At 72.5% G+C, this 12,997-nt stretch carries 7 protein-coding genes; 3 read left to right on the top strand and 4 right to left on the bottom strand.

Annotated elements, in window-relative coordinates:
- Window positions 1–2 precede the first annotated feature (2 nt).
- The gene (locus OG519_RS04415) at window positions 3–419 is read right to left on the bottom strand and encodes an NTP pyrophosphohydrolase (protein WP_405578911.1); all 417 of its coding nucleotides are present in this window, start codon (window positions 417–419) and stop codon (window positions 3–5) included.
- Window positions 420–627: 208 nt separating this feature from the next.
- Window positions 628–1,644, bottom strand: coding sequence for a LacI family DNA-binding transcriptional regulator (locus tag OG519_RS04410; RefSeq protein ID WP_405578909.1), 1,017 nt, complete (start codon window positions 1,642–1,644; stop codon window positions 628–630).
- A 415-nt stretch (window positions 1,645–2,059) separates the two neighbouring features.
- Here OG519_RS04410 and OG519_RS04405 point away from each other — a divergent pair, with 415 nt between their 5' ends.
- Together OG519_RS04405 and OG519_RS04400 are read left to right on the top strand one after the other, a co-directional pair.
- Complete coding sequence (locus OG519_RS04405) at window positions 2,060–4,510, top strand: beta-L-arabinofuranosidase domain-containing protein (protein ID WP_405578907.1); 2,451 nt, start codon at window positions 2,060–2,062, stop codon at window positions 4,508–4,510.
- A gap of 82 nt (window positions 4,511–4,592) precedes the next feature.
- Window positions 4,593–7,208, top strand: coding sequence for a glutaminase domain-containing protein (locus tag OG519_RS04400; RefSeq protein ID WP_405578904.1), 2,616 nt, complete (start codon window positions 4,593–4,595; stop codon window positions 7,206–7,208).
- 39 nt (window positions 7,209–7,247) lie between these two features.
- On the opposite strand, the gene OG519_RS04395 is transcribed toward OG519_RS04400, so the two are convergent.
- Window positions 7,248–8,270 carry an NAD-dependent epimerase/dehydratase family protein gene (locus OG519_RS04395; protein ID WP_405578902.1) on the bottom strand — a complete coding sequence of 341 codons (1,023 nt, stop codon included), beginning with the start codon at window positions 8,268–8,270 and terminating at the stop codon, window positions 7,248–7,250.
- 977 nt (window positions 8,271–9,247) lie between these two features.
- Here OG519_RS04395 and OG519_RS04390 point away from each other — a divergent pair.
- The gene (locus OG519_RS04390; protein WP_405578899.1) at window positions 9,248–11,413 is read left to right on the top strand and encodes a SpoIIE family protein phosphatase; all 2,166 of its coding nucleotides are present in this window, start codon (window positions 9,248–9,250) and stop codon (window positions 11,411–11,413) included.
- A 34-nt stretch (window positions 11,414–11,447) separates the two neighbouring features.
- On the opposite strand, the gene OG519_RS04385 is transcribed toward OG519_RS04390, so the two are convergent.
- A complete protein-coding gene (locus OG519_RS04385; RefSeq protein ID WP_405578896.1) occupies window positions 11,448–12,971 on the bottom strand; it encodes a hydrolase in 1,524 nt (507 codons plus the stop codon).
- Window positions 12,972–12,997: the final 26 nt, after the last annotated feature.

Raw genomic sequence — 12,997 nt, 5'->3', positions numbered from 1 at the left:
GGCTATCCGCGGGGCACCGCGCGGGGGCCGATGGAGGACGCGCCCACCGCCCCGACGCGGCGGCGCAGTTCGCGGTCGGCCGTGACGACCAGGATGGGGCGGTCGGCGTCGGCGGCGCGGGCGCGGGCGGCGAGATCGACGATCAGGTCGTCACCGCTGCCCGCCGTGGCCGCCACCCGTACCGCGGGCAGCAGCGGTGCGACACCGCGGGCCGCCCCCTCCACCACCAGCACCACCTCCAACGCCACCCCCACAAACCGGTCAGGGGCGCCGCTTTCCGGCGGGAGGCCGTCGCCCGCGACCGGCACCAGCGCGTCCCGCAGCCGCTCGGCGGCGCCCCGCCGGTCCCGCCACCATCCGTCGGGAACCGAGCCGACGACGTTCGCGCCGTCCACGACGAGCAGCGGACGGGCCGTCATGCGGCGGCACCCGACGGGACGCGGACGGTGACCTGCGGGGTGCGGCGGAGGGCGCTACGGATCATGCCCGCAGTATCCCGCAGCCGGAAGCCGGAAGCCGGAAGCCGGAAGCCGGAAGCCGGAAGCCGGAAGCCGGAAGCCGGAAGCCGGAAGCCCGCCGGTTCCGCGCGCCAAGGGCGCCGCCACCTCGCCGTCCGCGAAGCGCCCCTCACCGCCGCGGCGCCGTCGACTCCCGTATCACCAGCGTGTAGCCGGGCTGGATCCGTTCCGCGCGGACCTGCGGGGTGCCGGTCAGCCGGGCCACCACGCGCTCGACGGCCAGCCGGGCGATGGCCTGCTTGTCCGGCGAGACGGTGGTGAGCGCGATCGTCGAGAACCGGCCCTCCTCGATGTCGTCGAAGCCGACCACCGAGACGTCCTGCGGCACCCGCAGCCCCCGTTCGACCAGCGCCCGCATCGCGCCCAGCGCCATCAGGTCGTTGTAGGCGAAGACCGCGTCGAGTTCGGTGCCGCGGTCCAGCAGCGCCGTCATCGCCGCCGCCCCGTCCCAGCGGCCGTAGCCGTCGGTGGCGGCGACCAGCCCTTCGTCGAACGGCAGCCCGGCCGACGCCAACTCCTCGCGCCAGCCTCGCAGTCGCAGATGGGCCGGCCGTCTGGCCACCTCACGGCGGGCCCCGATGAAGGCGATCCGGCGCCGGCCGAGTCCCGCGAGATGCCGTACGGCGGTACGGGCCGCGGCCACGTTGTCGATGGCGATGTGGTCGTAGGGCGCGTCGTACTCCCGCTCGCCCAGCAGCACCAGCGGACCGTCGTCGTCGCGGCGGCCGAGCAGGTCCACCGCCTCCAGCTCTATCGGGCTGAGGATCAGTCCGTCGATCACATGGGCCCGGAAGCCCTGCGAGACGAGCACCTCCTTCTCGCGCAGGCCCGCCGTGTGGTCGAGCAGGACCGTGTAGTCGTGGCGCGCGGCGGCGTCGATGACCGCGCCGGCCAGCTCGGCGAAGTACGGGTTGCCCAGTTCGGGGACGGCGAGCGCGATGATCCCGGTCCGCCCCTTGCGCAGATGACGGGCCGTCAGATTGGGCCGGTAGCCCAACTCGTCGATGGCCCGCCGCACCCGGTCCCGCGTCGCGGGCGTCACATGGGGGTGGTTGTTCACCACGTTGGACACGGTCTTGATGGACACGCCCGCCAGCAGCGCGACGTCTTTGAGGCTGACGCCCACGGACTTCCTTCCTCTTCCCGCCCCCGGCGGTCATGCGTGGGGACGGCGGTTCCGGCCCCAGTGTGCACATGGTCCGGCGCCGTGCCGGCGAACGGGCGGCACGGCGACGTCGATAGCCGGCGACGAAGGGCGCGGAGAGGCGCGCCGGGGCCGAGGCAGGGGCCCGGTGCGGCGGATTTACAACGTTATACAGATGCCGGCGGAGCGCGACAAGACGGTGCGCGCCGACTTCCGTCAGGCCGCAGTTCATGGCCGCAGGCGGCATCGACCTGCCGTCAATTCGCGCGCTCGGGACTCGTTCTGGCTATGGACATGACAGCTCGGTCATGTTGTCATGCCGGGTGGCAGCCGTATCTTTCCAACGTTGGAAGAGCGACGTTGGTGTGATGCCCCGAGCGCCAGGAGGCCACCTCCCATGCCCCTGAACCGTCGTCAGTTCGTCGCCACCGCCGTCGCGACCGGAGCCGCCACCGGCCTTCCGGCCGCCCTGGCGGCACCCGCCCACGCGGCCGGCGCCGCCACCGCGCCGGCCGGGGTGGCGCCCGCCCCCGGCGGTCTCTACACCCCCAACGCGGCGCCGCTCGCGCCCACCGCCTTTCTGCGGCTGCCGCCCGGCGCGGTCACCGCCCGCGGCTGGCTCGACGGCCAACTGCGCGGCCAACTCGCCGGACTCTGCGGGCAGTACGCGTCGATCTCGCACTTCCTCGACCTCGCCACCAGCGGCTGGACCCACCCCGCCAACGCCGGCTGGGAGGAGGTCCCCTACTGGCTGCGCGGCTACGCCGACCTGGCCGCGCTCACCGGCGACGCCACCGCGCTGGCCGCCGTACGCCGCTGGATCGACGCCATCGTGGCCACCGCGCAGCCCGACGGCTTCTTCGGACCCACCGGCTTGCGCACCTCGCTCGGCGGCGGCCCGGACTTCTGGCCGTTCCTGCCGCTGACCTGGGCGCTGCGCAACTGGCAGGAGTACAGCGGCGACACCAGGATCATCCCGCTGCTCACCGCCTTCTTCCGCTATATGAACGCACAGGGCCCGAGCGCCTTCAACCAGAGCTGGGTGTCGGTGCGCTGGGGCGACGGCCTGGACAGCGTCTTCTGGCTCTACAACCGCACCGGCGACGCCTTCCTGCTGTCCCTCGCCGACAAGATCCACAGCAACGGGGCCAACTGGGTCGACAACCTGCCGTCCCCGCACAACGTCAACATCGCCCAGGGTTTCCGCGAACCCGCCCAGTACGCGCTGCGCTCGCCGTCCACCGCCCTCACCCAGGCCGCCTACCAGAACTACACCGCGGTGATGACCGGCTGGGGCCAGTTCCCCGGCGGCGGCTTCGCCGGCGACGAGAACACCAGGCCCGGCACGGGCGACCCCCGGCAGGGCTTCGAGACCTGCGGCATCGTGGAGTTCATGGCCAGCCACGAACTGCTGACCCGGATCACCGGCGACCCGGTCTGGGCCGACCGCTGCGAGGACCTCGCCTTCAACTCACTTCCCGCCGCGCTCGACCCGGCCGGCCAGGCGATCCACTACATCACCAGCGCCAACAGCGTCGACCTCGACAACACCGCCAAGACGCAAGGCCAGTTCCAGAACGGCTTCGCCATGCAGTCCTACCAGGCGGGCGTCGACCAGTACCGCTGCTGCCCGCACAACTACGGCATGGGATGGACCTACTTCACCGAGGAGCTGTGGCTCGCCACCCCCGACCACGGTCTCGCCGCCGCGATGTACGCCCCCAGTTCGGTCACCGCCAAAGTCGCCGACGGCACCAGCGTCACCATCACCGAGACCACCGACTACCCCTTCGGCGACACCGTCACGTTCCGCTTGGCGACCCCGCGCGCACTGGCCTTCCCGCTCTATCTGCGGATCCCCGGCTGGTGCGCGGCGCCGCACCTCACGGTCGCCGGAAGCGCGGTCGCCGCCCCGGCCGGACCGGCCTTCACGGTGGTCAACCGCACCTGGCACGACGGCGACACCGTCACCCTCCAGTTCCCGCAGACCACCACCACCCGTACCTGGCCGGGAAACCACGGCGCCACCGCGATCGACCACGGACCGCTCACGTACGCGCTGAGCATCGGCGAGAACTATGTGCGGTACGCGGGCAGCGCGCAGTTCCCCTCCTACGAGGTGCACGCCACCAGCCCGTGGAACTACGGCCTCGCCCTCGACGCCGGTACCGCCGTGTTCAGCCGCGCCACCGGGCCGCTGCCCGCCAACCCGTTCAGCCACGACACCACTCCGGTCCGGATCACCGCGCCCGCCCGGCGGATCGCCGAATGGCAGGCCGACAGCCAGCACGTGGTCACCTCGCTGCAGGTGTCCCCGGCCCGCAGCACCGCCCCCGTCGAGACCGTCACCCTGATCCCGATGGGCGCCGCCCGGCTGCGGATCTCCGCCTTCCCGACCACGGCGGCGGACGGCCACCCCTGGATCCCGGGCGGCGACTACCTGAAGATCCGCAACCGCAACTCCGGCAAGGTGCTGGGCGTCGACCTGATGTCGACCGCCAACAGCGCGCGGGTGGTGCAGTTCGACGACAACGGGACCGCCGACCATCTGTGGCAGTTCATCGACAACGGTGACGGCTGGTACCGGGTCCGCAACCGCAACTCGGGCAAGGTGCTGGGCGTCGATCTGATGTCGACCGCCAACAGCGCGCGGGTGGTGCAGTTCGACGACAACGGGACCGCCGACCATCTGTGGCAGTTCATCGACAACGGTGACGGCTGGTACCGCGTCCGCAACCGCAACTCGGGCAAGGTCCTCGGCGTCGATCTGATGTCCACGGCCAACAGCGCGCAGGTGGTGCAGTACGACGACAACGGAACCGCCGACCACCTCTGGCAGTTGAGCTGACCCCCGGCGACCGATCCCCTGGCCACCGCCCCCTCACGATCCGCCTCAGCCCCGGCCCCTCTTTCCAGGACGGACTTCCACCGTGACTTCCGACGACCCCCGCACGCCCCGGCCCGGACGACGGGAACTGCTGCTGTGGAGCGGCGCGTTGACCGCCGCGGCCGCCACCGGCGGCCTGCTCACCAACGGCACCGCCCGCGCCGCCGCACCCGCCGCGTCCCCGGCCTCCGCCGCGTCAGCGGCACCAGCCGCAGCTTCCGCTACGGTCAGCCCGATCCGCCCGCCCGCCGTGCCGCTCGCCGTACGCTCGCCCTATCTGTCCACCTGGCTGCCCGCCGACAACCTCGCCGGCACCTGGCCGACCTTCTGGAACGGCCACATCACCGCCCTGTGCGGGCTGGCCCGCATCGACGGCGCCGCCTACGTCTTCGCCGGGGCACCCGCCGTCCCCGGCGGCCCCACCCTCACCGCCATGCAGCAGGTCTCGCTGCAACTCACCGCCACCCGCTCGATCTTCACCCTCAGCGGCGGCGGCGTCACCCTCACCGTCACCTTCTTCTCACCGGTCGACCTCGGCAACACCCAGCGGCAGAGCGTGCCGCTCAGCTACGTCACGGTGCGGGCCGCGGGCAACGACGGCCGCGCCCACACCGTGGACGTACACCTCGACGTCTCGGGGGAGTGGGTGCACGGCGACGTCACGACCCCCATCACCTGGGCGCGGCAACAGGCCGGCCCGATGACCGTACTGAGCTGCCGGCCCGCCGCCCCCGGGGTCCTCCAGGAGAACGGCGACCAGGCGTCCTGGGGCTCCCTGGTCCTCGCCGCGCCCACCGGCACCGGGCTCACCTGGCAGATCGGCCAGGACACCGTGGTCCGCGCCGCGTCGGCCGGCGGCGGGCGGCTGGCCGGCACCGTGGACAGCGCGCAGCCCCGCGCCATCAACGACCGCTGGCCGGTCCTCGGCCTCAACCGCGACTTCGGCACCCTCAGCCCCGGCACATCCAGCCCGGAGTTCACCGTCACCCTCGGCCATGTGCGCACCCCCGCGGTCAGCTACCTCGGCGCCCAGCTCCAGCCCTGGTGGACCCATTACTGGGCCGACTGGCCCGACATGGTGGTCTGGTTCGACGGCGACCACGCCGCCGCCCTCACCGCCGCGACCGCCCTCGACCAGCGGATCCACGACACGGCGGTCAGCGCGGCCGGTGGCGGCGGCACCGGTGAGAACTACGCCGCCGTCTGCGCCCTCGCCCTGCGCCAGGCCGTGGCCGGCACCGAACTCGTCGACCGCGGCGGCAGCCCCTGGGCGTTTCTGAAGGAGATCTCCTCCGACGGCAACATGTCCACCGTCGACGTCACCTACCCGGCCTTTCCCGCCTACCTCCACCTCGCGCCGGCGTATCTGCGGCTGCTGCTCGAACCGCTGCTCGACTACGCGGAACACGGCGGCTGGCCCAAGCCGTTCGCCGAACACGATCTCGGCTCCGGCTACCCCAACGCCGCCGGCCACAACGACGGCAACGAGGAGGACATGCCGGTCGAGGAGTCCGCCAACATGCTGATCATGGCGGCCGCGCTGATCCAGCGGCTGCCGGCCGCCGACGCCGCCTCCTTCGCCCGCACCCACTACGCGATCCTGCGCCAGTGGGCCGACTACCTGGCCGCCAACGCCCTCGACCCCGGCCTGCAGAACCAGACGGACGACTTCACCGGCTTCATCGCCCACAGCGTCAACCTCGCCCTCAAGGGCATCATCGGCATCGGCGCCATGGGCGTGCTGGCGACCGCGGGCGGCAACGCCGCGGACGCCGTCCACTACGGCACGCTCGCCCGCAGCTACATCAGCCGGTGGACGAGCCTGGCCCAGGACCCCGCCGGCGGCCACCTCAAACTCGCCTACGACCAACCGGGCACCTGGAGCCTGAAGTACAACGGCTTCGCCGACCGGCTGCTCGGCCTCGACCTGCTGCCCACCGGCATCGCAGCCCAGGAGGCGGCCTGGTACGCCGCGCACGCCGGCACCTACGGCATCGAACTCGACCCGCGCAACGACTACACCAAGGGCGACTGGGAGGTGTGGACCGCGGCCTGGCTCGCCGATCGCCCGGCCACCCGCGACCTCCTGGTCAACGGCGTCTACAACTTCGCCGACACCACCGCCCAGCGGGTGCCGTTCACCGACTGGTACGTCGTCGCCACCGCGGCGCAGCGCGGCTTCCAGGACCGTCCGGTGGTCGGCGGCATGTTCGCCCTGCTGCTGCCCCCCGCGGCCTCGACGGTATGGTGGTGCCGCATCCAGAACCGCAACTCCGGCAAGGTGCTCGCGGTCTCCGGCATGTCGCTCGCCGACTCCGCCGAGGTCACCCAGTACACCGACAACGGCACCCCCGACCACGTGTGGACGCTGCTCGACAACGGCGACGGCACCGTCCGGATCGTCAACCGCAACAGCGGCAAGGTGCTGGCCGTGCACGACCAGAGCCTGGACGACGGCGCCCATGTCCAGCAGTACCAGGACAACGGGACCCCCGACCACCTCTGGCGGCTGGTGGACAACGGCGACGGCTGGTCCAAGATCGTCAATGTCCGCTCGGGCAAACTGCTCGCCGTGGACGGCGCCTCCCAGAGCGACGGGGCGCAGGCCACCCAGTGGAGCGACAACGGGACGAGCGATCATCTCTGGCGACTGATCTGATCCCGCTCCCGGCCGGACCCCGGAGGTACGGGCGAGCTGTCAGCCGGTCCTGGCGGCGGCCCGCTCCGGGGCGGCGGCCGCCGCGCGCCACAGCGCGATGAGCGCCTCGTGCAGGGTGCGGGCCGGCCGCCAGCCGAGGGTCCGGGCGGCGAGGGAGATGTCGGCCCGCTGCCAGTCGAGGGCGGCCGACCGGGCGGCCGGCGCGCCTGATTCCTCGATCCGGCCGCTGAATCCGGCGACCACGGCGAGCGCTTCGGCGAGCGTACGGGCCCGGGTCGCCCGCCCCGAGCCGACGTTGACGACCGGCGGGAGCGGGCCCGGCGTGGTGGCGGCCAGGGCCACCGCCTCGGCCACATCGGTGACATGGACGAAGTCCCGGTAGGCGGTGAGGCCGCCGGTCCGTACCGCGCCGTGCGGCGGTGTCTCACGGAGCGCCGCCGCGAGCCGCCCCGGCAGCCCGGTCGGCGGGGCTCCCGCGCCCACCGGGTTGAACACCCGCAGCACCACCGCGTCCAGCCCCGAGCCGGTGACCGCCAGCGTGCCCGCCAGCTTGGCGGCGCCGTAGAGCCCGGTGGGCCGGGCCGGCGCGTCCTCGGAGAGCGTTGTCCCCGGGGCGGCCGAGCCGTATTCGGCCGCCGACCCGAGGTGCACCAGCCGGGCCCAGGGCGCGGCCAGGGCCATCGCCTCGACGAGCACGGCGGGACCGCGAGCGTCGGCCCCGGACACCTCACTGGCCGGACCCGCGAGCGCGCCGGCGCAGTTGACCACCGCGTCGGGCGCGAGCCGGTCCAGCCCACGGGCGAGGGCGTCGACCGAGGTGCGCGCGAGATCCACGGTGAGGTCGTATCCGGTGGAGCGCTCTCCCCGCAGCACCCGGAACTCCATCGGGCAGTCCGACCGGCCCGGCCCGGCCGGTACCGCCTCCGCCCAGCCGGTCACCGCACTGCCGGACAGCCGAGTCCGTACCGCCGTGCCGAGGAAACCGCCCCCGCCCAGCACCAGAATCCGCCGCACCTCGGTCACGCCCCCGTAAGCGGGGGCGCTGCGTAACACCGGGTCCATCACTGCTGTCCTCCCCCGGAAGCGCCGCGTTCTCGGCGCGCGCGCTTCCCGACCTCCGGCCCGGACGGGCCGCCTTTTCCGGGGACCATCGTGGGCTATTCCGGACAGGTGCGAGGACCGGTGCGCGGCGGAACGGGACGGGTCTCCTCGCCGGGGCGGGGGTCGGGAGAGCGCTCCACCAGCGGCTTTGTCCGCTCGATGGATGATCGGTGCGAGATGATCATCGACCTGAATGATGAAAGATCGCCCGAAGGTACGGATACGAAGGTACGGACATGGAGTGACCCCACCGGCCCGCCGGACCGCTGTCCGGTCCGGCGGGCGCCGGGACGCGCCGGTCTCAGTCGATCGGCGGCGTGGGAAGCGGGGCGGGTCCCGGTGTGGGCGGGACGGGATCCGGAGCCGGTGAGGGCGGTGTGGGCTCGGGCCCGGGCGTCGGCGGTACCGGATCGGGTGCGGGGCCCGGCACCGGTCGCGGCTCGGGCGTCGGCAGGGGCGGACCCGGTGCCGGTTCCCCGGGGCGCGGCGGCGGCGTCGGCGCGGGGAACGGGTCCGGGTAGGGCTGGGTCATCGGACACTCCCGTGATCGTCGGTGCGGGGACTCGGACAGCCCCCGGCTGAGCACCGCGCCTACCCCCTCGGCCGGTGCCCATGCGTCGCGCCCGGGCAGCTTTCCCGATTTTCCCGCGTTTCCCGGGTTCCCGGGTTTCCCGATCCCAACGCCGCCGCTGCCGGGCCTCCCTTGGGTGCCGCGCGCCACCCTCCATCGCGCTGTGTGACGGATGATTTCCCACCGTGCCCGCTTCGGACGGGATGGTCCACGAATCGGAGTAATGGCGCACAGGGGCGATAATGGAAGTGATGTGCGTCGGTATCGCGTGGCGGCGCATGTGTCCATGACCGCAGATCCGAACCTCCGGAGACCGCGCATGGCAACTCGCAATCGGCCGGTAAGCGGTCGTCCCCACGAGCCCCGGGTGAGTCTGCCCGCAGGTGCCCGCCCGGTCGCCCCGGCCCCGGCCGACCTGGCCGAACGGCTGGCGATCAACAGCGTCGGCAGCTTTGACTGGGATCTCGACCAGGGGCGTTTCGACCTGGACCGGACCGGCCTCGACGTCTTCGACTTCCGGCCGGGGGAGTTCGACGGCCGCCCCGAGTCCCTGGTGCTCCGGATCGCCCCCGAGGAGAGCGCCCGGATCGGCGCCGCCCTGCGCCGGGCCCTGGAATCCGGTGAGCCCGGCTACGGCGGCTACTTCCAGGTCACCCGGCGTGACGGCGCCAAGCAACTGACCCATACCCAGGGCACGATCCTGCGGGACCGGCGGGGCAACGCCTACCGGGTCGTCGGCATCGTCAGGGACGCCAGCCGGGAGCTGGTCGATCTGCCCCCGCTCAGCTGGCCGGGCGACGACACGACGGGGCGGCGCACCCTCGCCTCCGTCCTGCGCAGCACCACCGAGGCGGTGTCGAGCGCGCTCACCGTCGAGGACGTCAAGGCGGTGCTCACCGGCGCCGGCGGGCTGGAGCGGTTCGGCGCCGACGGCCTCGCCCTCGGCCTGGTGGAGAGCGGCAGCCTGAAGTTCGTGGCGGCCGGCGGTCCGTCGGTGGAGACCATCGAGGGAGTCGCGCCCAGCAGCCTGCTCGAATCGCTGCCGCTGGCCGAGTCGGTACTCACCCAGCAGCCGCGCTACTCCAGCGACTACCCGGATCTCGAAGAGCGCTTTCCGCTGCTGGTCTCCTATCTGCGCGGGATCGGCATGGCGTCGGTCGCCTTCCTGCCGCTGATCGCGCAGGCCAGAAGCATCGGCGGCCTCGCGCTCTTCTACCGGGAGCACAAGACCTTCGGCCAGGAGGACCGTGAACTGGCCGGCGCGCTGGCCGGCATCCTCGCCCAGTCGCTCCAGCGGGCGATCCTCTTCGACCAGGAACGTGAGTTCGCCACCGCGCTCCAGGCGTCGATGCTGCCCCGGCACCTGCCCCGGTTCGAGAGCGCCGACATCGCGGTGCGCTACCACGCCGCGCGGAGCGGCCGGGAGGTCGGCGGCGACTGGTACGACGTGGTGGCGCTGCCCCGGAACCGGGTCGGCCTGGTGATCGGGGACGTCCAGGGACACGACACGCATGCCGCCGCCATCATGGGCCAGCTCCGGATAGCACTGCGGGCCTACGCCGCCGAGGGCCATCCGCCGGCCACCGTGCTGGCCCGGGCCTCCCGCTTCCTCGCCGAACTCGACACCGACCGCTTCGCCACCTGTGCCTACGCCCAACTCGACCTGGAGAGCGGCACGGTGTGGGCGGCGCGGGCCGGACACCTCGGCCCGCTCGTCCGGCACACCGACGGCCGCACCGGCTGGCCGCATGTCCGGGGCGGTGTGCCGCTCGGGGTGGCCACCACCTTCGAGCAACTCGGCTTCCCCGAGACCCGGGTCGACCTGGTACCGGGCGAGAGCTTCGTGTTCTGCACCGACGGCCTGGTCGAGGAGCGGGGACTGGACATCACCATCGGCATGGAGTCGCTCGCCGAGACGGTCGGGCACGGTCCGCCGGGCGCCGAGGAGTTGGCCGATCACATCGCCGAGAGCCTCTGGACCCGCTGGGGTTCGGAGGACGACGTGGCGCTGCTGGTGCTGCGCCGGGCGCCCGACAACGGCTCGGCCTGCGTGCCGCGCATCCATCAGTACGTCCATCAGGCCGACCCCGAGGGACTGGTGGAGGCGCGGGTCGCGCTGCGGCAGGCGCTGGACGACTGGGGCCTTTCCACCCTCGCCGACGATGTCGAGGCCGCGGCCGGCGAGCTGCTGGTGAACGTGCTGCTGCACACCGACGGCGGCGCGGTGCTCACCCTTGAGGTGGTGCCCGCGTCGGCCGGCCGGGTACGGCTGTCCGTGCAGGACCGCTCCAGCGTCCCGCTGCGCCGCAGGTCGCCGGGCGAGGCGGCCACCTCCGGCCGGGGACTGATGATGATCGACGCGATGGCGGCGCGCTGGGGCGTCGAGCCGCGCGGTGACGGCAAGGCGGTCTGGTGCGAGTTCGGCTCCGCGACCGGTGAGACCGACCGAGCCGGCGAGGCCGCCAGAGCCGGGAAAGCCGCCGAAGCCGCCGAACCTGACGAGGCCGGCGAAGAAGCGGCCGGCCCGGCGTGACGCCGGACCGGCCGCGAGGTCACGCGGTCCGCGCTCAGGTCACGTTGAGCGCGGTGTCGTCCAGGACGAACGACGTCTGGAGCTTGCTGCCCTCGACACCGGTGAACTTGATCGTCACCGTCTGCCCGGCGTACGCGGACAGGTCGAAGCTGCGCTGGGTGTACCCGGAGGCGGCGTTGACGTTGGAGTACGTCGCCAAGGTGCTCAGTACGGTGCCCGAGGAGTTCAGCACCTGCGCCTTGAGGGTGTCGTACGCCGTCGAGCCGGTCTCCGCGGTGTCGACGTGCAGATAGAAGCTGAGGCTCGCCGCGCAGCCGGACGGGATGGCGACCGACTGGGAGACGGTGTCGGTGGTGGCGGTGCCGTATCCGTCGAGCCACGCCTTGTAGGAGCCGCTGTGCGCCGCCTCCGAGGAGGAGCTGTTGATCACGCCGCTGCTCGCGGTCCACGACGAACTGCCCGACTCGAAGCCGGGGTTGGCGAGCAACTGCCGGTCGGTGCAGGAGCCGCCACCGCCGCCGGTGGTGGTGCCGCCCGTGGTCGTACCACCGGTCGTCGTGCCACCGGTGGTGGTGCCGCCCGTGGTCGTACCGCCGGAGCCGCCGCTGCCGGCCAGCCACGCGCTGGCGTTGAGCGCGAGCGCGGCGTCGGTGCCCGCCGGGTCGTTCCAGCCGTCGTAGAGGGTGTTGCCCGACTGGCCGGTGCCGTCGTCGACCGGTGAGCTGTCGCCCCATATGGCCACCCGGCCGGTGCCGAAGGTGCTGGTGACGAAGAACGCCCCGGTGTTGCCGGAGGCACCGGCCTTGTACAGCAGGCCCTTGACGTTGGGGTTGTCGTTGGGCTTCAGGGTGAAGGTGGTGCCGTCCCGCAGGATGCTGCCGGTGACGGTGCCGAACGGGCCGTGCAGCACCGGGTCCGAACCGCTGCTGATCGCGCGGGGGTTGTCGGTGCTGATGTCGAGCAGGTCGACGGAGAAGCCGAACGGGTCGGTGTTGTCGACCCCGTTGCTGGTCAGCAGATCGTTGATGACGGCCGGTGAGTCGTAACCGTCGTTGTTGCGGTCGCTGTTGTCGTGGTCGGAGATGAGGAACAGACCGCCGCCGTTCTGCACGAACTTCAGCACCGCGGTCTTCTCCGCCGTGCTCAGCCGCACATTGGGCTCGTCCAGCACGAACTCGTCGAAGTTGCCGAGGTCCTGGGCGTTGGAGGTGTTGCCGTAGGTGATCGTCTTGCCCGAGGGCAGGGTGTCGAGCTGGTAGCCGCCGGCCTTCTGGAGCGCCACTCCCCAGGACGAGAGCGCGCCGGTCCAGTCGGTCTCCGAGTTGGGGGTGGAGTCCTGGCCGAGCGGGTCGGGCTGGCTGGTGCTGATGATCCAGTCGGCGTTGCCCGCTGTCTCGGCCTTGGTGTTGTCGAAGAGGATCCGGTGGGTCGCGGCGGCGGCCGGGGCCGCCTTCGCGGCGGGCGCGGCCTGCGCGCTGCCGGTGGCGATACCGGCGGCGCCCAGGGCGAGAGTGCCCAGTGCGGCGACCGAGCCGATCAGTACACGACTTCTGGGCATACGGGGACGAAGCATCCGTCAACCTC

Source organism: Streptomyces sp. NBC_01190, from assembly GCF_045039895.1.
GTDB lineage: Bacteria > Actinomycetota > Actinomycetes > Streptomycetales > Streptomycetaceae > Actinacidiphila.
Note: the sequence above shows the minus strand (reverse complement) of the source record. Positions and strands in the feature narration are given on the sequence as shown.

Coding starts and splice junctions, on each gene's coding strand:
- OG519_RS04415 (WP_405578911.1), bottom strand. CDS start 419: ATGACGGCCCGTCCGCTGCTCGTCGTGGACGGCGCGAACGTCGTCGGC.
- OG519_RS04405 (WP_405578907.1), top strand. CDS start 2,060: ATGCCCCTGAACCGTCGTCAGTTCGTCGCCACCGCCGTCGCGACCGGA.
- OG519_RS04395 (WP_405578902.1), bottom strand. CDS start 8,270: ATGGACCCGGTGTTACGCAGCGCCCCCGCTTACGGGGGCGTGACCGAG.
- OG519_RS04385 (WP_405578896.1), bottom strand. CDS start 12,971: ATGCCCAGAAGTCGTGTACTGATCGGCTCGGTCGCCGCACTGGGCACT.